Raw genomic sequence first — 21,243 nt, 5'->3', positions numbered from 1 at the left:
TGTATGGCAAGTTTTTCCCACGCGGTGGGTGCACAAACCTACCGCTTCGACAGCCTCAAAGACGTGATGGCCAAGGCCAGCCCTGCACGCTCCGGGGACTTTCTCGCCGGCGTGGCCGCGCAGAACGACGGTGAACGGGTGGCCGCGCAGATGGCGTTGGCGAATATCCCGCTGAAGCACTTTCTGGAAGAAGCGCTGATCCCGTATGAAAGCGATGAGGTCACCCGACTGATCATCGACACCCATGATAAATCGGCGTTTGCCGCGGTCAGCCACCTGACTGTCGGCGGCCTGCGCGATTGGCTGCTCAGCGACGCCGCCGATGAACATTCCCTGCGCGCGCTGGCGCCAGGGCTGACACCGGAAATGGCTGCCGCCGTATCGAAGATCATGCGTGTGCAGGACCTGGTGCTGGTCGCGCAGAAAATCCGTGTGGTCACTCAGTTTCGCGGCACCATGGGCCTGCGCGGGCGTTTATCCACCCGCCTGCAACCCAACCATCCCACGGATGAACCGGCGGGCATTGCCGCGAGCATCCTCGATGGCCTGCTCTATGGCAATGGCGACGCCATGATCGGCATCAACCCGGCTACCGACAGCATCGCCTCGATCTGCGCCATGCTGGAAATGCTCGACGCGATCATCCAACGCTACGAAATCCCCACCCAAGCCTGCGTGCTCACCCACGTCACCACCTCCATTGAGGCGATCAACCGTGGCGTGCCGCTGGACCTGGTGTTTCAGTCGATTGCCGGTACCGAGGCGGCCAATGCCAGCTTCGGCATCAGCCTGAGCGTGCTGCAGGAAGGTTACGAAGCCGGCCTGAGCCTGAACCGCGGCACGCTGGGCCAGAACCTGATGTATTTCGAAACCGGCCAGGGCAGTGCCTTGTCGGCCAACGCGCACTTTGGCGTAGACCAGCAAACCTGCGAAACCCGAGCCTACGCGGTGGCGCGGCACTTCAAGCCGTTTCTGGTCAATACGGTCGTAGGATTTATCGGCCCGGAGTACCTGTACAACGGCAAGCAAATCATCCGCGCCGGCCTTGAAGACCACTTCTGCGGCAAACTGCTGGGCGTGCCGATGGGTTGCGACATCTGCTACACCAACCACGCCGAAGCCGACCAGGATGACATGGACACCCTGCTGACCCTGCTGGGCGTAGCCGGGATCAACTTCATCATGGGCATCCCGGGCTCCGACGACATCATGCTCAACTACCAGACCACCTCGTTTCACGATGCCTTGTACGCCCGTCAAACCCTGGGTTTGAAACCGGCACCGGAATTTGAACAGTGGCTGGCGAAAATGGGCATCTTCACGCAAGCCGACGGCAAGGTGCACTTTGGCAGCAGCTTGCCGCCAGCTTTTCGCCACGCCTTGGCGCAATTGGGATGAAGGAGCCACCGATGCAACCCGTAGAATTGCCCGACAACCCGTGGCTCGAACTGCGCCGTCTCACGCCGGCGCGTATTGCGCTGGGCCGCACCGGCACCAGCATTCCCACCAGTGCGCAGCTGGATTTTCAATTCGCCCACGCCCAGGCGCGCGACGCGGTGCACTTGCCCTTCGATCATGCGGGCCTGAGCAGCCAGTTGGCCGAACGTGGCCGTGACAGCCTGTTGCTGCACAGTGCCGCCGTCGACCGTCATATGTACCTGCAACGCCCGGACCTGGGGCGACGCCTGAGTGATGAATCCGCTCAGCAGTTACGCGACTACGCGAGCGCCCACCCCGGCGGCGTCGACCTGGCCGTGGTCGTCGCGGATGGCTTGTCGGCCCTGGCGGTGCATAAACACACGCTGCCGTTTCTTGCACGCATGGAGGAACAGACCCACGCCGAAGGCTGGTCCTTGTCGCCCGTGATTCTGGTAGAACAGGGCCGCGTGGCGGTGGCCGACGAAATCGGCCAATTACTCGGCGCCAGGATGGTGGTGATCCTGATCGGCGAACGACCAGGGCTGAGTTCGCCGGACAGCCTGGGGCTGTACTTCACTTACAACCCCAAGGTCGGCCTCACCGACGCTTACCGTAACTGCATTTCCAATGTACGCCTTGAGGGCCTCAGCTACGGCATGGCGGCTCATCGCCTGCTTTACTTGATGAAAGAGGCGTGTCGCCGGCAACTGTCGGGGGTCAATCTCAAGGACGAGGCGCAGGTTCAGACCATCGAGTCGGATGATCCGGACCTGATGAAAGGGAATTTCCTGCTCAGCCCACCGGATGACCGATAGCAGCACGATTGCGCTTTTTAGCGCCGTTAGGCAGCATCGAGTCACGGCCCCTTGCGTGGTCATCCCCCATTTAGACGTCGAGGCCTGACATGCGGATTACTCAAGCGACCCTGGAACACCTGGACCTGCTGACACCCTTGTTCGTCAAATACCGTGAATTCTACGGCGCGTTGCCGTTCCCGGACTCGTCGCGGGCCTTCCTGGAAAAGCGCCTGCGGCGCAAGGAGTCGGTGATTTACCTGGCCCTGGCGGATGACGATGACAAGAAGCTGCTGGGGTTCTGTCAGCTGTACCCAAGCTTTTCGTCGTTGTCGCTCAAGCGCGTGTGGATTCTCAACGACATTTATGTGGCCGAAGACGCCCGCCGCCAGCTGGTGGCAGACAACTTGATGCGCACGGCGAAGAAGATGGCCAAGGAAACCCATGCGGTACGGCTGCGGGTGTCCACCAGCAGTGACAATGAGGTGGCGCAGAAGACCTATGAGTCGATCGGGTTTCGTGAAGACACCGAGTTCAAGAGCTATGTGCTGCCGATCAGTGAAGACTGACTTCGTCACAATCACCTGTAGCAGGGGGCTTGGCCCGATTGCGGCAGGTCAGTCAATGGACGTGTCGACGACTGGCACTGCGCAATCGGAGCAACCCCGTCCCACCTTCAGATCGATGTATATCCTGGATAACCGCGACATCCCCCGCTACAAAACCAACACGCTTTTCACTTGCCGATCCGTATAATGCGGGCCTCTTTCGGTTGTAAGAATCACGACACAAGCTTGTAGCCTAACTTAACCGTAGCCCCCGCACTGGCCTGCTGAGCCGGGCCATTCACACAGGTGCCATTCATGGATTTCAACCCGCTCGACCTTATCCTGCATCTCGACGTGTACCTCGACATGCTGGTGAAAAACTACGGTGTGTGGATCTACGCCATTTTGTTTCTGGTTATTTTTTGTGAAACCGGCCTGGTGGTCATGCCATTCCTGCCGGGTGATTCGTTGCTGTTCATCGCCGGTGCCGTCGCCGCAGGTGGCGGTATGGACCCGGTATTGCTGGCAGGCCTGTTGATGTTGGCGGCGATCCTCGGGGACAGCACCAACTATGTGATCGGACGAACGGCCGGAGAACGCTTGTTCAGTAACCCGAACTCAAAAATCTTCCGTCGCGACTACCTGCAAAAGACCCACGACTTCTACGACAAGCACGGCGGCAAAACCGTGACCCTGGCGCGTTTCCTGCCAATCCTGCGGACCTTTGCGCCGTTCGTCGCCGGTATCGCCAAAATGCCCTACCCGCGCTTCTTCGGGTTCAGCGTATTCGGCACTGTGATCTGGGTCGGTGGCCTGGTGACCCTGGGTTACTTCTTCGGCAACGTGCCATTTATCAAGAAAAACCTGTCGTTGCTGGTGGTGTTCATCATTCTGCTGTCCCTCGTGCCGATGATCATCGGTGTGATCCGCAGCCGCTTCGGCAACACTTCTTCCGAAGCCAAGCCGTAATCACCGATGTGGTCCCTCAGCGCCTGGCGTCGCCGGCGCCTGCTGGCCAAGCACCCGATTGCCGATGACACCTGGCAACGGGTGCGGCACCACCTGACCTTCCTCGACGGCATCAGCGCCGAGCAGGACCAGTGGCTGCGCGAAGCCTGCGTGGTGTTTCTCGCCGAAAAACACCTCACCGCCCTGCCCGGCGTCGAACTGCATCAGGAACAACGCCTGCTGCTCGCCGCCCAGGCGCAACTGCCCTTGATGAACCTGGGAGACCTGGACTGGTACCAGGGCTTTCACGAAATCGTGCTGTACCCCGACGACTTCCTGAGCCCGCAGCGCCATCGCGATGCCAGCGGCGTCGAGCACGAATGGGACGGCGAACACAGCGGCGAAGCCTGGCAACAAGGCCCGGTGATCCTCGCCTGGCCCGGGGTATTGGCCAGTGGCAAATGGGAAGGCTACAATCTGGTCATCCACGAACTGGCCCACAAACTCGACATGCTCAACGGCGACGCCAACGGCCTGCCGCCGCTGCACCATGACATGCGTGTGCAGGAATGGGCCAGTGTGATGCAAAGCGCCTTTGATGACCTCAATCGCCAGTTGGACGCCAACCCGGACGCCGAAACCGAGATCGACCCCTACGCCGCCGAAAACCCGGCGGAATTCTTCGCCGTTACCAGCGAATATTTCTTCAGTGCCCCGGATTTACTGGTCAGCCACTATCCGCAGGTGTACGCGCAACTCAGCCGTTTTTACCGCCAGGATCCGCTGGAACGCCTGGCCCGGCTGCAAGCCCATGACCCGCACTACCCGCCGCACGGCGTATGAGCTTGCGACGTCTGGCGCATGGCATCGGCGTCAGAATGTGCCTATAATCGCCGCCACTTTTAGGCCAATCCGGCCAAGTTTCTTGGCCAATTAACGGGGGCAACGCCCAATGAGCTACAGCAAGATTCCGGCTGGCAAAGACCTGCCGAACGACATCTACGTCGCCATCGAAATTCCGGCCAACCACGCGCCGATCAAATACGAAATCGACAAAGACAGCGACTGCCTGTTCGTTGACCGTTTCATGGCCACCCCGATGTTCTACCCGGCCAACTACGGTTTCATTCCAAACACCCTGGCTGACGACGGTGACCCCCTCGACGTGCTGGTTGTAACCCCTTACCCGGTTACCCCAGGCTCGGTTATCCGTGCACGTCCAGTCGGCATCCTGAACATGACCGACGACGGCGGCGGCGATGCCAAAGTTATCGCAGTGCCACACGACAAGCTGTCCCAGCTGTATGTGGACGTGAAGGAATACACCGACCTGCCGCCGCTGTTGCTGGAGCAGATCAAGCACTTCTTCGAGAACTATAAAGACCTCGAAAAAGGCAAATGGGTGAAGATCGACGGTTGGGGCAACGCAGACGCCGCCCGCGCCGAGATCATGAAGTCGGTTGCCGCCTACAAAGGCTGATACCCACTTCTCATTGCTTCGGCAATTTAAAAAGCCCCGATCATTCGGGGCTTTTTTATGGAAAAAGTTAAACGCCAAGTTCAACTAACAACCACCAACGTTTAACACCGTATAGATATAGAAAAATTCGGCTACAACCCAGCAAAAACCTACACGCGCAATTCAACGCATGGTTTATTTGAATAGCTTTCCCGGCCAGTAAACTCTGCGTTTATGAATACATCAGGTGATCGTCTAAAAGCGCTATTACGGGAAGTTCATCTTTCCGCCTCCGACTTCGCCAAGAACCGCGGCGTCACGCCTCAACACGTGAACAACTGGTTCAAACGCGGTGTCCCCATGGGCCGACTCAACGAGATCGCAGAGTTGTTGTGCGTCTCCAGCCGGTGGCTGAACACCGGCCTTGGCCCCAAACACCCGCCGGCCAACTTCCTGTTGGAAGGCCCCACTGCAAGGACTGCACTCGCCCGCGAAGAAAGCGGAAAGTACCTCACAGGCCCCGCCTGCCCTCCGGAAAAACTCGATGTGGAGATTCCCCTCCACCCCACGTTCACCTCCACCGAGCGCATCCGCGTCTCACTGCACACCCTCGAAACACTCAACGTGAACCCCGACCGTGCCTGCGGCGCCTACATGGTCGACAACAGCATGATCGAGATCATCCAACAAGGCGCCACCCTCGCCATCGACCGCGGCCGCACCCAAATCATCGACGGCGAAATCTACGCCGTCGAGCACGACGGCATGCTGCGCATCAAATACCTCTACAACCGTCCAGGCGGCGGCCTGCGCATGCGCAGCCACAACGCCGCCGAACACCCGGACGAATACCTGACCTACGAACAACGCTTCGAACAGAGTTTCCAGATCGTGGGTTGGGTGTTCTGGTGGTCCACCCTCAACAACCGCCGCCCGCCCGTACCGCTGGACGAGCACTTATTGGGCTGGGAAGGCTCTAAATCGGAACCTGAGGTGGGCAATTGAGATGAATGTGGGTATCATACGCGGCACATTTGGCAGGGGTGGCTTTTAGCTATGCGCCCTGCCAGGCGAAGCGGAGGAGTTCCCGCGGATGCCCCTACTATTCAGCCCGACGCAACGTGGGCTGAGCGATTTGAAGGCTGGTGAAGTTTGTCAAAAACAAGCTGACGCAGTCCCCGAGAAGCCGGCCACAAGCCGGCTTTTTAATGTCTTTTTGAAAGCCACTCTCATCTACTGAAAACCGCGACAGCCTTGCTGGATCAAGGGTTTCAGCCTATTTTTGTTCCTGTGACTTCCGTTTTCATCCATCGGCTTCCACGACTGAGTGGGGGATCAAGTGGGGGGACCAGAGGGCCGAAAGTATGGGCAAGCTAACCGCAAAACAAGTCGAACATGTGACCGAGGCAGGCACCTACGAAGACGGTGATGGGCTGCGCCTTGTCGTCAAATCCACAGGCCGAAAAAACTGGGTTCTACGGTTCCAGCTCAATGGCAAACGTAGAGAAATGGGGCTTGGCGGTTACCCTCAACTCGACCTGAAAAAAGCCCGAGCAGCCGCGTATGAACACAAAGGCCAGATCCTCAACGGCACAGACCCTCTAGCAAAACGACAGATTGAACAAGCCGCTCAGCGTGAAGCTGAACGCCGAGAACAGGCACAGCTGATTACCTTCGAGAAATTGGCCAGCGACTATCGAGATGCCCACGGCTCGAGCTGGTCGGAGAAATGGCGCAAGGGCTGGATGAGGAAACTCGAGCTCTATGCATTCCCCTCGATAGGGAAGCTTTCAGCTGACCAGATCGAGACCAAGCATCTGATCAAAGCCTTGCAGCCACTCTGGTCGACCAAGACTCGGACGGCTGACGAAGTACGTGGGCAAATCGAACAAATCCTGGATGCCGCCAGAGCCCAAGGGCTCAGGACTGGAGAGAATCCGGCACGCTGGCGCGGCCATCTGGAAAACCTGCTCAGCCGGCATGAGAAAAAGAAAGCTCGCAAACGCCAGCATCATCCTGCGCTGAAATGGCAGGACCTGCCGAAGCTCATGGAAGCCTTACGCAAGGACCCCAGCCACGTTGCTGCCGCGGCTCAGTTACTGATCCTTACTGGCGCTCGCTCGCATATGGTCCGATTCGCACGCTGGGATGAATTTGACTTGGAGTCGGGTCGGTGGTCTCTGCCTGATGAGCGCATGAAAACACGGCAAGCGTTCGCGATTCCTTTGGCCCCAGAAGTGGTTTCACTTCTGAAGGGACTTCCGAAAATCAACATCAGAAGTCCCTACGTTTTCCCCGGCCACGGCCAAAGCGGCGTGATGCACGCTAATGGCATTCGCAATCTGCTACATACACTGGGTTATGAGCACATCACTCGTCACGGTTTCCGCTCAACCTTTCGGGATTGGGCAGGTGAAAAGACTCCTTTCCCGAGAGAGATCTGCGAGCTCGCGCTGGCCCATGACGAGCGCGGGGAAACGGAAAGCGCGTACTCTCGATCAGACTTTTTTGATAAGCGACGGGAGCTGATGAACGCATGGGCGATCTACGCTACATCCACACCTGAAATCGCGAATCCTCGGGGGAATGATGAGGCGGCGACCTCTAAATGCTTCGAACCTTGAGGCCCACGTATCAAGGCGACATTTCCGCAACTTCGGCGCAACCAACATCGGTGTAGGGCCACGAGTTCTCTGGTTACCGACTTTAAAGCCCGGGTCCATTCAAGCAGGGATGCGTAGCTTCCCTGCTTGAATGGACCTCACTTAAAAAATCTAAAGCCCACACAATCGTCTGTGGAAAACCACAAATTTCCACCGGTGGATAATTTAATCCACAGCCGCAGAAATCCCGAGAATTCGATCCTTGACCCAAATTATCCACAGGCGTAGAAAAGATCGGGCAAGGAGCTGTCGTTGACAGCAACCCAGGTAGCCCGAACCTTCAAGGCTACGCCACACCGTGGTGGTTCTCCCCAAGTGCGATTAGCGTCCGGCGGCTTGCACGGTCACAGCGATGTGATGGATGCCTACTTTTACCAGAGTGCCCACTGCGGCAACTCACACCCCTTCGTAGCTGCCCTGCAGCAACCTATCCGCTTGGCCATTTCCTTGCGCCAACCTGCGCCCGTCTCTTTCTTCTGGAAAGAGACGGGCGCTCCTACCGCTGCTGCAGCCCTTCTCGTACAAGGCATTGCGGCATTCCCCCTCGTGACAATCGGCGTGACAAACACCGAAAAGTCACCAGCAACAGCGATGCAGATGGTGGTGCCGCAGCCTACGGAATGGACTGCACCTGACTGACAGTCAGGCACGCCCCGGTCATTGCTTCACTGCCTTCACCCGTCTCAGGATCTCGCGGTGCCGGTCTCGTCAACCGGCGCAGCCTCCACCCGCCCACTTCTTTGGAAGTGTCCAGGAGGCCAGATCATGAGGTGCCCAAGCTCCCGATCGTAAAGAGCCGTCAGTCCCGCGTTAGTGGACAACCCTCACAGGCCGCAGGGGCTTGATCCCTGATAACACTCAACATTCTTGGCGGGATGACGTGGGGAAAGGCTTCAACTGCTTGGCTTCGAGAGGAGTTTGATCATGGCATTGGTAGGTAGACGGGATAGACGGAATTTTGGCTATGGTCGGCAATTGAGTTACGCCGGACCGCAGGCATTGAAAGACATGTTCGGCGGCGGGCATTACGGCACAGTCAAGGCGCACAGTGATCGTTGGCAAGCGTTTGTGCGGTGGTGTCGGTCGGACGATGGGCCGGGTTTTAACGATGCGCGGCAGATTGACCGTTAATTTATACTCGCCCGCCGATCCGCACAAAATGTAGCCATCACAGGGAAGCGTCCATGTCCGTTCCAACTTACGATCAGTTCATCGAACCCATCCTGCGTTTTCTCGCCACCAAACCCGACGGTGCACCCGCCCGGGATGCCCATGAAGCGGCAGCAAAAATGTTGCATTTGTCCGCGGAGCAACGTGAAGAACTGATCGCCAGTGGGCAGGCCACTTATAAAAACAGAGCGGGCTGGGCACACGATCGGCTCAAGCGTGCCGGCTTTTCCAGCAGCGCCAAACGTGGGTATTGGAAATTGACTGACGCGGGTGTGGCCTACGCCAAGGACCATCCAGCCCCTATACCGACCGATGAAGTGGAGCATTTAGCCATTGGCTACATGAATGTGAAGCTGAAAGTTGCCCCCGACGCCGCCCCGCTTGATGACGAAAGGCCTGTTGAACCTGACATCACCTCTGCCACCGCTAGCCCGGATGACCGGCTCGAGCAGGCACTCCAGGAATTGCGCGATGCTACAGCTGTCGACCTTTTGGATAACTTGTTACAGGTCAGCCCCAACCGCTTCGAAGTGATAGTGCTGGATGTGCTTCATCGCCTGGGATACGGCGCCAGTCGCAATGACCTGCAGCGTGTCGGCGGCTCTGGGGATGCCGGCATCGATGGCATCATCTCGCACGACAAGCTGGGGTTGGAGAAGGTTTACGTTCAAGCCAAGCGCTGGCAGAACACGGTGGGCCGCCCTGAGCTGCAGGCTTTCTACGGTGCACTAGCCGGACAAAAAGCCAAACGCGGGGTGTTCATCACGACCTCTGGCTTCACTGCTCATGCGATTGACTTCGCTAAGTCGGTGGAGGGCATTGTGCTAGTAAATGGCACCCGGTTGGTGCATCTGATGATGGATCATGAGGTGGGCGTTACTTCACGACTGCTGCGGTTGCCGGCGCTGGATCGTGATTACTTTGATGAGGAGTGAGTTGTAGGTTTTTCAGGCAAACAGGCCAATGTCCATATATCGCTTGAGGGCTCTGATGATGGCACACTAGAATTATGACGCATGCCCTACTAAACCCACGGAATGAGGATTGGGGAACAGCTAGGACTGAAGGCCATTTAGATAGATGCGTAGGTCAAGGAGACCACAATGTCGGACGTCAGAAGCATCAAGGATCAATTTTTTGTATACCACCTAACCTCCGTTGAAAATCTGGATGGAATTTTCAAGGACGGCCTGAAGCCTCGAGCTAGCCTTATTAATTTCACCGACGTCGCAGATAGTGAAATACTCAAAAAGCGCCAAGCCCTTAATCTTGATCGCTATGTACCTTTTCACTGGTTTGCTGCAAATCCATTTGATGGGAGAGTGCAACTCAGTAGACCCAAATCTAAATTCGTACTGATTTCGGTTTACAGATCATTTGCCAGGCAAAACCATTGGAAGATCATCCCTCGTCATCCTCTCGCCAATGATGCGATCGAGTTACTCGACTATAACGAAGGTTTTGAAACCATAGATTGGGATCTGATGAATACCCGGGACTATCAGGACTCAGAGTGCAAAAGCGTTTGCATGGCTGAATGCCTCTCCCCCTCTGTGGTGCTTCCCAAAGATTTTTCCAGAATTTATGTCCCAACCAATGGGGTAGAGGAGCTTTGTGTGGATAAAATGCGCGTGGCCAAACTCAAGGTCCCCATCAGTGTGAATTCCGGAATGTTCTTATAAATGAACTACAGCAGTCTGAATCCAGAGAAGGCTCTGATTTGGCGGATCGTCCATCGCGATAACCTGCCGTGGATTCTGGACAATGGGCTCCACTGCGCAAATTCAAAGGTGCTGGCACCCCAGTACGTGAATATCGGTAACCTCGATTTGATCGACAAGCGCCGATCCCGCCGTGTGCCCATCGCGCCAGAGGGTTTTTTGGCCGACTACGTACCCTTTTATTTCACGCCCTTCTCTGTGATGATGAAAAATATTCACTCCGGGTGGAGCGTTCAGCAGCGCAGCAATGACGAGATAGTGATTCTGGTCTCCAGCCTGCACCGTGTCGAACAGCTTGGCCTACCGTTCGTCTTCACAAACGCACATGCCTACCCGGATTGGACAGACTACTACAGCGATCTGGCGAATCTCCGCGAGATCGACTGGTCTATCCTTCAGCGGCGCGACTTCAAACGTGATCCTGATGACCCTCGAAAGATGGAGCGTTATCAGGCCGAAGCGCTGATTCACCATCACCTACCGATTACAGGACTCCTTGGCATCATGTGCTACACCGATGCAATGAAAGAATGCATAGAGCAGGACGTGGCTGCTAGAGGTCTGACGTTGCCTGTTCATGCGCGTCCAGGATGGTATTTCCAATGATAAAATTTACTCAAGGTAACCTTCTGGAAGCCAAGACCGAAGCCCTCGTCAATACGGTGAATACCGTTGGCGTGATGGGTAAAGGTATCGCGCTGATGTTCAAAGAGCGCTTCGCGGAAAATTACCGTCTGTACTCAGCTGCCTGCAAGGCTGGCGAAGTGGAGACAGGCAGAGTTCACGTAACTGCAGTCAACGAACTGGAAGGCCCTCGCTGGATCGTAAACTTCCCTACCAAACGTCACTGGCGATCACCTTCGCAGATGGCCTGGGTGACGGAAGGCCTGCATGATCTGCGCCGTTTTCTGATTGAAAATCAGGTCAAGTCTGTGGCCGTCCCACCGCTGGGCGCCGGTAACGGTGGCTTGAAATGGCCTGAAGTCCGCGAACAGATTATTGCTGTGTTGAGTGATCTAGATGTAGATGTCTTAGTGTTCGAACCTTCCAGCCAGTATCTGAATGTCGCCAAACGTAGCGGAGTGGAAAAGCTCACGCCTGCTCGCGCGCTCATTGCCGAATTGGTTCGACGCTATTGGGTTTTAGGCATGGAATGCAGCCTGCTTGAGATACAGAAGCTGGCCTGGTTCCTGGAACGCGCAATTGAAAAGCTGCCGGGCACCGAGAATCCTCTGAACCTTAAGTTTGTCGCTCATAAATACGGTCCGTATGCCAATCGATTGGAGCATCTGCTCAATAATCTTGATGGTAGCTATCTGCATTGCGACAAACGCATCAGTGATGCAGGGATCAGTGATGTGATCTGGTTTGACGAAGAACGTAAAGCCTTTCTGCAAACCTATCTCAAAACAGAAGCCAAGGAGTATTCCCTAGCGCTGGAGCGCACCGTCGAGCTGATCGATGGCTTTGAGTCCCCCTTTGGAATGGAGTTATTGGCAACGGTTGATTGGTTGCTGAGCCAGGGAGGGGTTTCTCCGACCGTTCCTGCCGTGCGCGAAGCATTGAGCCAGTGGGATGGTGGAGCCGGTGCGGCCTCTCGCAAAAGCAAGCTGTTCGACGATCAAGCGCTTGATATTGCGCTCAAACGCCTTACCACCAGTAGTTTCAAGCCTGAGATGGCTACCTGCTAGGGGAGGTCAGCTTTTTGTGCAGGCTGAAACAGCCTGCCCTAAGGGCCTTGTTTAAGCTGCTCGATTTTTTCCGATGACAGCTCGATGCAAAAGCGGGAAAAAATACGGACCAATACCTACTAAAAAAGCCGGTCTTTTGCCGAAAAAAATCAGGCTAAAATCACAAAAAGTGGGGGAACAAGTGGGGGAACTGAGGACCCTATAAAAATGCTAACTTATTAATTTTCAAATACCTATATCAATAAAAAGCTAACCACAAGCCGGCTTTTTAATGCCTGAAATAATCCGTCTCCATCCAGGAGTCTTCCTGATAGCTCAGCTATTCCGGGACCTCCAGACATTCCGCTATCCGATGGCCTCAATTTGATCTGATCCGGCCCTGGAGTGGGGCAAAAAGGGCGCCAGGGAAATTCCACCTACCGGCTCAGTAATTTTCGGCGGCCATTTTGGTCGACCATCAGACATCCGGGACTGTCCAGCCACTGTGTGCACGGTGTGGCATTTAACGCGCTGACTACGGACTTCCTGACAAGTCTTGAGCTGGCGAGCCAGTGCCTCCAATGTCGATATCAAGCACTTGCGCGCCGTTATGAGGCTATTTTTGCGGCCGGCATGCCACGTATGGTGACTCATCATTAAAAAATGATGATCGCCTGACTTAATGGTCAGTACGTCCCAACGTCGATCACAGAGAATAAAAACAACGATGAATTGCCTGAATTCAAAAGATTCCAACGGCCAGTTGGCGCAGGGTTTCAAGCCGCGTCATGTCACCATGCTCTCCATCGCAGGCATTATCGGCGCGGGGTTGTTTGTGGGCTCCGGGCACGCCATTGCGGCGGCGGGTCCGGCGGTGATGCTGGCGTATCTGTTTTCCGGCCTGTTGGTGGTGCTGGTCATGCGTATGCTGGGCGAGATGGCGGTGGCCAATCCGGACACCGGTTCATTCTCGACGTACGCCGACCAGGCCATCGGCCGCTGGGCCGGGTTCACGATCGGCTGGCTGTACTGGTGGTTCTGGGTGCTGGTGATTCCCATCGAGGCCCTGGCCGCCGGGCATATCCTGAACCAGTGGTTCCCGCAGATCGACGCTTGGCTGTTCGCCTTGTTGTCGATTTTTTTGTTGGTGGTCACCAATTTGTTCAGCGTCTCCAAGTACGGCGAATTCGAGTTCTGGTTTGCCATGGCCAAGGTCGTGGCGATCATCGGTTTTATCGGCCTGGGAGGCGCGGTGCTGATGGGCTGGATTCCCGAGCGCGAGGCCAGCGGTTTGAGTCGGCTGATGGAAGAACATGGCGGTTTCGCACCTAACGGCTTGCCTGCGGTGGTCGGAGCCTTCATTACCATCATGTTCAGTTTCATCGGGACGGAAGCGGTCACCATCGCGGCCGCCGAGTCCAGCAACCCGGCGCAGAATATCGCCCGCGCCACGCGTTCGGTGATGTGGCGCATTGGCGTGTTTTACGTGCTGTCGATCTTCGTGGTGATTTCCGTGGTGCCCTGGAATGATCCCCTGTTGGCCTCGGTGGGCTCTTATCAGCGCGCCCTTGAGCTGATGAACATTCCGCACGCCAAGCTACTGGTGGACATGGTGGTGTTGATTGCCGTGGCCAGTTGCATGAACTCGTCCATCTACATTGCCTCGCGCATGCTGTATTCCCTCGGCAAGCGAGGGGATGCGCCCGCATTGATGAAAAAAACATCCGCCGCGAGTGTGCCCAGGGCTGCCGTGATCGCCAGTACGGTACTGGGGGCCGGCGTGACGCTGCTCAGTTACTTCATGCCGGCCGGTCTGTTCCAGTTTCTGCTGGCCAGTTCGGGGGCCATTGCCTTGCTGGTGTACCTGGTGATTGCCGTGTCGCAACTGCGCATGCGCAAGGTCCTGCAGCGCCGCAATGTCACGCTGACGTTCAAGATGTGGCTGTTTCCCTGGCTGACCTGGGTGGTCATCGGCTTCATCTGTTGCGCATTGGCGGTGATGCTGCTGACGCCCGAACATCGCTTCGAGGTGTCTTCGACAATCGTCCTGGCATTGCTGATTTCACTGGTAGGCGTGATCACGGCGCGGCAACCCGAGCGTCTGGGCAAGCCGGTGACGGTGGCCTCGGGTCCATGAAAGCACAGCCGGTGACCTGCCTGGCGTTTGTGCTGCTGGATCAGTTCACCTTGATCTCATTGGCGTCTGCCGTTGAGCCGCTACGCATGGCCAACCAGCTGTCGGGCCAGGAGCTCTATCGTTGGCACACCGTCAGTTGCGACGGTAATCCCGTATGGGCCAGCGATGGCATGCCCATCACGCCCGACTGCTCGATAGGCAGCGCGCCGCCCGCCGATATCGTACTGGTGTGCGGCGGTACGAGCATTCAAAACACGGTGACCGGCGAGCTGGTGAAGTGGCTACGCGCCCAGGCGCGACATTCCAAGCGTCTGGGCGGTATTTGTACAGGTAGCTGGGTATTGGCCCGGGCGGGGTTGCTCGACGGGTTCGAATGCAGCGTGCATTGGGAATGGCTGGCGGCCATGCAGGAAGCCTTTCCACGGGTGACCCTCAGCGCCAGCGTGTTCACCCTCGACCGGAACCGCCTGACCAGTTCAGGCGGCACCGCGCCGATGGATATGATGCTGTACTTGATTGGTCGTGATCATGGGCACGAGCTGTCGGCGGCGATCTCTGACATGTTTGTGTACGAACGCATGCGCAATGAACGAGACCATCAGCGTGTGCCGCTCAAACATATGCTGGGCACTCAGCAGCCGAAGTTGCAGGAAGTCGTCACGCTGATGGAGGCGAACCTGGAAGATCCGATCGACCTGGATCAACTGGCGGCGTATGTGTCCCTGTCTCGCCGGCAGCTTGAGCGGATGTTCCAGAAGTACCTGCACTGTTCACCCTCACGTTATTACCTGCGGTTGCGGTTGATCCGCGCACGGCAATTACTCAAGCAACCCCCAATCTCACTGGTGGAGTTGGCTTTGCTCTGTGGGTTTGTGTCCACGCCGCACTTCTCCAAATGTTACCGGGAGTACTTTGGCGTGCCTCCCAGTGACGAGCGCCTGGTGAAGGCCGATGAGCGACCCATCGTTTTGAAACCGATGATTCAGGCAGCGCCGACGCCGATGCCGATGCCGATGCCGACGAGTGCCCTGGAGCAAGCCAGGGGAGAATCGACATTTGCCAGTATCCGCCTCAGGGCAAGGAACTGACTGCCCGCACGACTGCATCGGCGATGGTCTCGGTAATGCGCGCATCACCGATCAACCCGTGATCGCCGCGCTGCACAAATCCTCTCCATCAATTGTCACGCCCCAGTTGACAGTAAGACACGCGCCGCCCGATTTATCCCCCGCCACTGACCCATTAACCTGTGCCCATGTTGAACGCAACGCCCAACCAACCTAAACAAAAAAAGGATTCAACCATGAGCACTCCAACCTACAACCGCCTCAACAAAGACGACGCCGTGGTTCTGCTGGTCGACCACCAGACCGGCCTGATCTCCCTGGTGCAGGACTTCTCCCCCAACGAATTCAAAAACAACGTGCTCGCCCTGGCGAACCTGGCCAAGTTCTTCAACCTGCCGACCATTCTCACCACCAGCTTCGAGCAAGGCCCCAACGGCCCACTGGTGCCGGAGCTGAAGGAAATGTTCCCGGACGCGCCGTACATCGCTCGCCCTGGTCAGATTAACGCGTGGGACAACGAAGACTTCGTCAAGGCGATCAAGGCGACCGGCCGCAAGCAGATCATCATTGCCGGTGTAGTGACGGATGTATGCGTGGCGTTCCCGACGTTGTCGGCGCTGGCGGAAGGGTTTGATGTGTTTGTGGTCACCGATGCGTCGGGAACATTCAACACCACGGTGCAACAGGCGGCATGGAACCGGATGACCCAAGCCGGGGCACAGATGATGAACTGGTTCTCGGTGGCGTGTGAGCTGCACCGCGACTGGCGCAACGATATCGAAGGGCTGGGGAACCTGTTGTCCCAACGTATTCCTAACTATCGCAACTTGATGAATGGGTACGCGGCGCTGACGGCCCATCAGAAGTAAGCCGACCGAGTGTGACGACAAGCCTGCCCTGAAAAGCAGGCTTTCTTTACTTGCCCGGTTCGACCGGGCCAACTCTCGCTCAATCTGTTCAATGCTGGGCAAATTGAGCCGCTGCGCTCCCGCAGGCGGTTTTCAATATGTAGCACCAGCGTATTGCCGAGACCATTCGCCATTGGGTCGACAACAAACATGGCGTTAGCCGTGGTCCTTGACTCTCCCCTATACGGCACCCCCTACCCTGAAACCCCCTTTCAGGATTCACCCCACCGTGTCCCAACGCATCCTCGTCATCCTCGGCCACCCATCCTCCACCAGTTTCTGTTCGGCCCTGGCTGACACCTACATCCACGGCGCAAAAGCCGCCGGTCATCAAATACGCGTCCTGCGCTTGGGCGACCTGGCTTTCGACCCGGTCCTGCATCACGGCTACAGCCAGAGCCAACCGCTGGAACCCGACCTGCTCAGCGCGCAATCCGACATCCTCTGGGCCAACCATCTGACGTTTGTCTTCCCGATCTGGTGGGGCGGCATCCCCGCCTTGATGAAGGGCTTCATTGACCGCGTTTTCCTGTCCGGTTTTGCCTTCAAGTACCGGGCAGGCAAGGCTTTCCCCGACAAGCTGCTGCGAGGCCGGACCGCACACCTGTTGGTGACCCTGGATACACCACCGTGGTACTACCGCTGGTTCTATCACATGCCGGGCATCCATCAGATGCGCAAGACCACGCTGGGGTTGTGTGGCATCAAGCCGGTCAAGACGTTACTGTTCGGGCCAGTGCTGGGCTCTACACTGACGCAGCGGGCCAAGTGGTTGAAACAGGTCCTCGCACTATTTGAAAAAGGGAATTTTCATGTACATCGGCAAAGCCGCGCAAAGGTCGGGCACCACCATCAAGGCGATTCGTCACTATGAGGCAATTGGGCTGCTGCCGGCACCGCAGCGGCAGGGCCAGTATCGGGTTTATTCGGAGCAGAGCGTCGAGCTGCTGATGTTTATCAAGTGCGCGCAACAGCTGGGGTTCAAGCTCAAGGAATTGCAGGAAATCCTGCACGGGCATCAAGGTGACACATTGCCTTGGGAACGGGCGGACCAGGCCATCGCCAACAAGAAGCACGAGCTGGCGGTGCAGATCATTACGCTGCAAAAGATGCAGGCAGGCTTGCTTGAATTCGAAAGCCAATTGAAGAACGCACAAGAGCGATGCACTCAGTCGTAGGCAATGCCCGCCTGAGGCGTGAGCCGATTAGGATGCACAATCGGCTCACTAAATGAGCCGAATAAGCACCCTATTCGGCTCACGCCTCAGGTATTTCCTCGATGGACCATCCACACTGGATCTGGCAGCCGTAGCGAAGGTATCCAAGGCCACGGCAACGCGACACCTGGCGGACTTGCTGGATAAAAACTGCCTGGTGCGATTAGCCGGTGGGGGCCGTAGCACGCGCTATCAAATCAACGGTCGGGGCAACTGAAACACCCCCTCCTCATTTGCCCCAGTCCCCCATGTCTGCTAGTGTCGCGCCGGTTTACCGTCTACCGGAATAGCCGCCATGGCCCGCAAAAAAGTTGCACTCGATTTCGAACAATCCCTCGCCGACCTGCAAACCCTGGTCGAGCGTCTGGAGAACGGCGAGTTGTCGCTGGAAGACTCGTTGACGGCGTTTGAGCAAGGCATCGGCCTGACTCGCGACTGCCAGAGCGCGTTGGCGCAGGCGGAGCAGAAGGTGCAGGTGCTGCTGGAACGTGACGGGGAGTTGGCCGAGGAACCTTTCGATGCGGAAGAGCCGCAATGATCGACGCGTATCAGGCCAGTAGCCAAGCCCGGGTCAATGCGGCGCTGGAACCGTTGTTCGTTGCGCCAAGCCCAGAAATGGACCGCCTTTATGCAGCCATGCGCTACAGCGTGATGAATGGCGGCAAGCGTGTGCGCCCCTTGCTGGCCTATGCGGCCTGTGAAGCGCTGGGTGCGCCGGCCGAGCAGGCCAATGGCGCGGCGTGTTCGGTAGAACTGATTCACGCCTACTCCCTGGTGCATGACGATTTGCCGGCCATGGACGACGACGACCTGCGTCGCGGCCAGCCGACGACCCATAAAGCCTTTGACGAGGCTTATGCGATTCTGGCCGGTGACGGCCTGCAGAGCCTGGCGTTCAGCGCCTTGCTGGACCCGCGCTTGAGCAGCGTGAGTGCCGAGATCCGCCTGCGCATGGTGACCGCACTGGCCCATGCCGCGGGCCCGGCCGGCATGGTGGGCGGGCAAGCCATCGACATGGGCTCCGTCAGCCTCAAACTGGGCCAGCAAGCCCTGGAACATATGCATCGCCACAAGACCGGCGCACTGATCGAAGCCGCCGTGCACCTGGGTGCCCTGGCCAGTGGCCGCGCGCAAGCTGCGCAATTGGCGGCTCTGCAGACCTACTCCCAAGCCATCGGCCTGGCATTCCAGGTGCAGGACGACATTCTCGACGTGGAGAGTGACACCGCCACCCTGGGCAAACGCCAAGGTGCCGATATCGCACGGGACAAACCGACCTATCCGTCGCTGCTCGGCCTTGACGCCGCCAAGGTCTACGCCCTGGAACTGCGCGACCAGGCCCTGGATGCCCTGCGACCTTTCGACGCGGCAGCCGAGCCACTGCGCAACCTGGCGCGGTATATCGTCGAACGTCGCCACTGATAAGTGCGGCCATTCACGCCGCATATCAGCCAAGTTCGGCGCTCCGCGTGGGCAGTTTGCGATGCTTGAGGTAAACTGCCGCCTCTTTTATACCTATAACGATTCGCCTGATGCCCACGACGTTTCAAGAGATTCCCCGCAAGCGCCCGTCCACGCCCCTGCTCGACCGTGCTGCCACGCCGGACGGCCTGCGTCGACTGGGTGAAGCCGAGCTGGAAACCCTGGCCGATGAGTTGCGCCTGGAATTGCTCTACACGGTCGGCCAGACCGGTGGGCATTTCGGTGCCGGGCTGGGCGTGATCGAGCTGACCATCGCCCTGCATTACGTGTTCGACACGCCGGATGACCGGCTGGTGTGGGACGTGGGCCACCAGGCGTATCCACATAAAATCCTGACCGGTCGTCGCGAGCGCATGGGCACCCTGCGCCAGAAAGACGGCCTGGCCGCCTTCCCGCGTCGCGCCGAGAGCGAGTACGACACCTTTGGCGTCGGCCACTCCAGCACCTCTATCAGTGCGGCGCTGGGCATGGCGATTGCCGCCCGTCTGCAAAACAGCGATCGCAAGGCGATTGCGGTGATTGGTGACGGCGCGCTGACCGCCGGCATGGCCTTCGAGGCGCTGAACCACGCGCCGGAAGTGGACGCCAACATGCTGGTGATCCTCAACGACAACGACATGTCGATCTCGCGCAATGTCGGTGGCCTGTCCAATTACCTGGCCAAAATCCTTTCCAGCCGTACTTACGCCAGCATGCGTGAAGGCAGCAAGAAGGTGCTCTCGCGTCTGCCCGGCGCGTGGGAAATTGCCCGCCGCACTGAAGAGTATGCCAAGGGCATGCTGGTGCCCGGCACCCTGTTCGAAGAGCTGGGCTGGAACTACATCGGCCCCATCGACGGCCACGACCTGCCGACCCTGATCGCCACGTTGCGCAATATGCGTGACCTCAAGGGCCCGCAGTTCCTGCATATCGTCACCAAGAAGGGCAAAGGCTTCGCCCCGGCGGAAGTCGACCCGATCGGCTACCACGCGATCACCAAGCTGGAACCGCTGGACGCCCCCGCCGCCGCGCCGAAAAAAGCCAGCGGGCCGAAGTATTCCGGGGTGTTTGGCGAATGGCTGTGCGACATGGCCGCCGCCGACCCGCGCCTGGTAGGCATAACCCCGGCGATGAAGGAAGGCTCCGACCTGGTGGCGTTCAGCGAGCGTTTCCCGTTGCGCTACTTCGACGTGGCGATTGCCGAACAGCACGCGGTCACGTTCGCCGCCGGCATGGCCTGTGAAGGCGCCAAGCCGGTGGTGGCGATTTACTCGACGTTCCTGCAGCGCGCTTATGACCAGCTTGTTCACGATGTGGCCGTGCAGAATCTCGACGTCTTGTTCGCCATTGATCGCGCCGGCCTGGTGGGCGAAGACGGCCCTACCCACGCCGGCAGTTTCGATCTGTCGTACCTGCGTTGCATCCCCGGCATGCTGGTGATGACACCGAGCGACGAGAACGAACTGCGCAAAATGCTCAGCACAGGCCACCTGTACAACGGCCCGGCCGCCGTGCGTTATCCACGTGGGACCGGCCCGAATGCAGTGATCGAGAAGGACCTGGAGCCTATCGAAATCGGCAAAGGCATCGTTCGCCGCCAAGGTAGCAAAACTGCATTCCTGGTGTTTGGCGTGCAACTGGCCGAAGCCTTGAAAGTGGCCGAGAAGATCGACGCCACCGTGGTCGACATGCGTTTCGTCAAGCCGCTCGACGAAGCGCTCGTGCGCGAAGTTGCCGGTAGCCATGAGCTGTTGGTGACCATCGAAGAGAACGCCATCATGGGTGGCGCGGGCGCGGCGGTCAGTGAGTTCCTGGCGCGGGAGAACGTGCTCAAGTCGGTGCTGCACCTGGGCTTGCCGGATGTTTACGTCGAACATGCCAAACCGGCGCAGATGCTGGCTGAATGCGGGCTGGATGAGGCCGGCATTGAGGCAGCGGTGCGCGAGCGCATGGCGCTACTGAACCTGTAAGTCGAAGCCAAATGTGGAAGGGGGCTTGCTCCCGATAGCGGTGGATCAGCCATGGATGGTGAGGCTGATCCACTGCAATCGGGAGCGGGCC

Annotated in this window: 20 protein-coding genes and 2 pseudogenes; all 22 read left to right on the top strand. The window is 57.9% G+C overall.

All coding sequences use genetic code 11. The features are described 5' to 3' along the window. Positions 1-3 precede the first annotated feature (3 nt). The 22 genes and pseudogenes from EXW71_RS25075 (at position 4) to dxs (ending at position 21,152) form a co-directional block, all read left to right on the top strand. A complete protein-coding gene (locus tag EXW71_RS25075) occupies positions 4-1,398 on the top strand; it encodes an ethanolamine ammonia-lyase subunit EutB (protein WP_134660528.1) in 1,395 nt (464 codons plus the stop codon). Between the two features lie 11 nt (positions 1,399-1,409). Beyond that, positions 1,410-2,234, top strand: coding sequence for an ethanolamine ammonia-lyase subunit EutC (eutC, locus tag EXW71_RS25070; protein ID WP_372241345.1), 825 nt, complete (start codon positions 1,410-1,412; stop codon positions 2,232-2,234). 89 nt (positions 2,235-2,323) lie between these two features. Continuing rightward, complete coding sequence (locus EXW71_RS25065; protein WP_123717396.1) at positions 2,324-2,782, top strand: N-acetyltransferase; 459 nt, start codon at positions 2,324-2,326, stop codon at positions 2,780-2,782. A gap of 294 nt (positions 2,783-3,076) precedes the next feature. Beyond that, on the top strand, positions 3,077-3,730 hold the full coding sequence (locus EXW71_RS25060; protein ID WP_123717395.1) for a DedA family protein: 654 nt from the start codon (positions 3,077-3,079) through the stop codon (positions 3,728-3,730). Positions 3,731-3,736: 6 nt separating this feature from the next. After that, positions 3,737-4,552 (top strand): zinc-dependent peptidase, encoded by an 816-nt coding sequence (locus EXW71_RS25055; RefSeq protein ID WP_134660527.1) that lies wholly within the window; start codon positions 3,737-3,739, stop codon positions 4,550-4,552. 109 nt (positions 4,553-4,661) lie between these two features. Continuing rightward, positions 4,662-5,189: an inorganic diphosphatase gene (gene ppa / locus EXW71_RS25050; protein WP_003176323.1), complete on the top strand. Its 528-nt coding sequence runs from the start codon at positions 4,662-4,664 to the stop codon at positions 5,187-5,189. 213 nt (positions 5,190-5,402) lie between these two features. Next, positions 5,403-6,173 (top strand): S24 family peptidase, encoded by a 771-nt coding sequence (locus EXW71_RS25045; protein WP_134660526.1) that lies wholly within the window; start codon positions 5,403-5,405, stop codon positions 6,171-6,173. 359 nt (positions 6,174-6,532) lie between these two features. After that, a complete protein-coding gene (locus EXW71_RS25035) occupies positions 6,533-7,792 on the top strand; it encodes a site-specific integrase (protein WP_134660525.1) in 1,260 nt (419 codons plus the stop codon). 963 nt (positions 7,793-8,755) lie between these two features. Next, a pseudogene (locus EXW71_RS29170) lies at positions 8,756-8,959 on the top strand (integrase); the annotation flags it as partial. 56 nt (positions 8,960-9,015) lie between these two features. Then, positions 9,016-9,936, top strand: a complete 921-nt coding sequence (locus tag EXW71_RS25020) for a restriction endonuclease (protein ID WP_134660524.1) — start codon at positions 9,016-9,018, stop codon at positions 9,934-9,936. A 168-nt stretch (positions 9,937-10,104) separates the two neighbouring features. Then, positions 10,105-10,683 (top strand): DarT ssDNA thymidine ADP-ribosyltransferase family protein, encoded by a 579-nt coding sequence (locus tag EXW71_RS25010; RefSeq protein ID WP_134660523.1) that lies wholly within the window; start codon positions 10,105-10,107, stop codon positions 10,681-10,683. Continuing rightward, a complete protein-coding gene (locus EXW71_RS25005; protein ID WP_134660522.1) occupies positions 10,684-11,328 on the top strand; it encodes a DUF4433 domain-containing protein in 645 nt (214 codons plus the stop codon). It abuts the gene before it with no gap. Next, a complete protein-coding gene (locus EXW71_RS25000; protein ID WP_134660521.1) occupies positions 11,325-12,413 on the top strand; it encodes a macro domain-containing protein in 1,089 nt (362 codons plus the stop codon). The genes EXW71_RS25005 and EXW71_RS25000 overlap by 4 nt, the downstream gene beginning before the upstream one ends. A 706-nt stretch (positions 12,414-13,119) precedes the next feature. Further along, entirely contained in the window at positions 13,120-14,529 is a 1,410-nt protein-coding gene (gene gabP / locus EXW71_RS24995) for a GABA permease (protein ID WP_134660520.1), read from the top strand. Continuing rightward, entirely contained in the window at positions 14,526-15,617 is a 1,092-nt protein-coding gene (locus EXW71_RS24990; RefSeq protein ID WP_134660519.1) for a GlxA family transcriptional regulator, read from the top strand. Before gabP ends, EXW71_RS24990 begins: the two co-directional genes overlap by 4 nt. A gap of 215 nt (positions 15,618-15,832) precedes the next feature. Next, on the top strand, positions 15,833-16,465 hold the full coding sequence (ycaC, locus tag EXW71_RS24985; RefSeq protein ID WP_134660518.1) for an isochorismate family cysteine hydrolase YcaC: 633 nt from the start codon (positions 15,833-15,835) through the stop codon (positions 16,463-16,465). Between the two features lie 268 nt (positions 16,466-16,733). Beyond that, complete coding sequence (locus EXW71_RS24980; RefSeq protein ID WP_123717390.1) at positions 16,734-17,378, top strand: NAD(P)H-dependent oxidoreductase; 645 nt, start codon at positions 16,734-16,736, stop codon at positions 17,376-17,378. Beyond that, positions 17,317-17,682, top strand: a complete 366-nt coding sequence (locus tag EXW71_RS24975) for a MerR family transcriptional regulator (protein WP_134660517.1) — start codon at positions 17,317-17,319, stop codon at positions 17,680-17,682. The genes EXW71_RS24980 and EXW71_RS24975 overlap by 62 nt, the downstream gene beginning before the upstream one ends. Before the next feature lie 124 nt (positions 17,683-17,806). Continuing rightward, positions 17,807-17,938: pseudogene (locus EXW71_RS29165) on the top strand (DUF4172 domain-containing protein); the annotation flags it as partial. A 78-nt stretch (positions 17,939-18,016) separates the two neighbouring features. Further along, a complete protein-coding gene (locus tag EXW71_RS24965) occupies positions 18,017-18,259 on the top strand; it encodes an exodeoxyribonuclease VII small subunit (RefSeq protein WP_123717388.1) in 243 nt (80 codons plus the stop codon). Next, positions 18,256-19,143 carry a (2E,6E)-farnesyl diphosphate synthase gene (gene ispA / locus EXW71_RS24960; protein ID WP_134660516.1) on the top strand — a complete coding sequence of 296 codons (888 nt, stop codon included), beginning with the start codon at positions 18,256-18,258 and terminating at the stop codon, positions 19,141-19,143. The genes EXW71_RS24965 and ispA overlap by 4 nt, the downstream gene beginning before the upstream one ends. 110 nt (positions 19,144-19,253) lie before the next feature. Then, on the top strand, positions 19,254-21,152 hold the full coding sequence (gene dxs, locus EXW71_RS24955) for a 1-deoxy-D-xylulose-5-phosphate synthase (protein ID WP_123717386.1): 1,899 nt from the start codon (positions 19,254-19,256) through the stop codon (positions 21,150-21,152). The last annotated feature ends 91 nt before the right edge of the window (positions 21,153-21,243 follow it).

This window comes from Pseudomonas sp. BCA17, from assembly GCF_004519405.1.
Taxonomy (GTDB): domain Bacteria; phylum Pseudomonadota; class Gammaproteobacteria; order Pseudomonadales; family Pseudomonadaceae; genus Aquipseudomonas.
Note: the sequence above shows the minus strand (reverse complement) of the source record. Positions and strands in the feature narration are given on the sequence as shown.

Coding starts and splice junctions, on each gene's coding strand:
- EXW71_RS25000 (WP_134660521.1), top strand. CDS start 11,325: ATGATAAAATTTACTCAAGGTAACCTTCTGGAAGCCAAGACCGAAGCC.
- gabP (WP_134660520.1), top strand. CDS start 13,120: ATGAATTGCCTGAATTCAAAAGATTCCAACGGCCAGTTGGCGCAGGGT.
- EXW71_RS24965 (WP_123717388.1), top strand. CDS start 18,017: ATGGCCCGCAAAAAAGTTGCACTCGATTTCGAACAATCCCTCGCCGAC.
- EXW71_RS25045 (WP_134660526.1), top strand. CDS start 5,403: ATGAATACATCAGGTGATCGTCTAAAAGCGCTATTACGGGAAGTTCAT.
- EXW71_RS25060 (WP_123717395.1), top strand. CDS start 3,077: ATGGATTTCAACCCGCTCGACCTTATCCTGCATCTCGACGTGTACCTC.
- ppa (WP_003176323.1), top strand. CDS start 4,662: ATGAGCTACAGCAAGATTCCGGCTGGCAAAGACCTGCCGAACGACATC.
- EXW71_RS25010 (WP_134660523.1), top strand. CDS start 10,105: ATGTCGGACGTCAGAAGCATCAAGGATCAATTTTTTGTATACCACCTA.
- ispA (WP_134660516.1), top strand. CDS start 18,256: ATGATCGACGCGTATCAGGCCAGTAGCCAAGCCCGGGTCAATGCGGCG.
- EXW71_RS25075 (WP_134660528.1), top strand. CDS start 4: ATGGCAAGTTTTTCCCACGCGGTGGGTGCACAAACCTACCGCTTCGAC.
- EXW71_RS24975 (WP_134660517.1), top strand. CDS start 17,317: ATGTACATCGGCAAAGCCGCGCAAAGGTCGGGCACCACCATCAAGGCG.
- EXW71_RS24990 (WP_134660519.1), top strand. CDS start 14,526: ATGAAAGCACAGCCGGTGACCTGCCTGGCGTTTGTGCTGCTGGATCAG.
- EXW71_RS25005 (WP_134660522.1), top strand. CDS start 10,684: ATGAACTACAGCAGTCTGAATCCAGAGAAGGCTCTGATTTGGCGGATC.
- EXW71_RS25035 (WP_134660525.1), top strand. CDS start 6,533: ATGGGCAAGCTAACCGCAAAACAAGTCGAACATGTGACCGAGGCAGGC.
- dxs (WP_123717386.1), top strand. CDS start 19,254: ATGCCCACGACGTTTCAAGAGATTCCCCGCAAGCGCCCGTCCACGCCC.
- ycaC (WP_134660518.1), top strand. CDS start 15,833: ATGAGCACTCCAACCTACAACCGCCTCAACAAAGACGACGCCGTGGTT.
- eutC (WP_372241345.1), top strand. CDS start 1,410: ATGCAACCCGTAGAATTGCCCGACAACCCGTGGCTCGAACTGCGCCGT.
- EXW71_RS25055 (WP_134660527.1), top strand. CDS start 3,737: ATGTGGTCCCTCAGCGCCTGGCGTCGCCGGCGCCTGCTGGCCAAGCAC.
- EXW71_RS25065 (WP_123717396.1), top strand. CDS start 2,324: ATGCGGATTACTCAAGCGACCCTGGAACACCTGGACCTGCTGACACCC.
- EXW71_RS25020 (WP_134660524.1), top strand. CDS start 9,016: ATGTCCGTTCCAACTTACGATCAGTTCATCGAACCCATCCTGCGTTTT.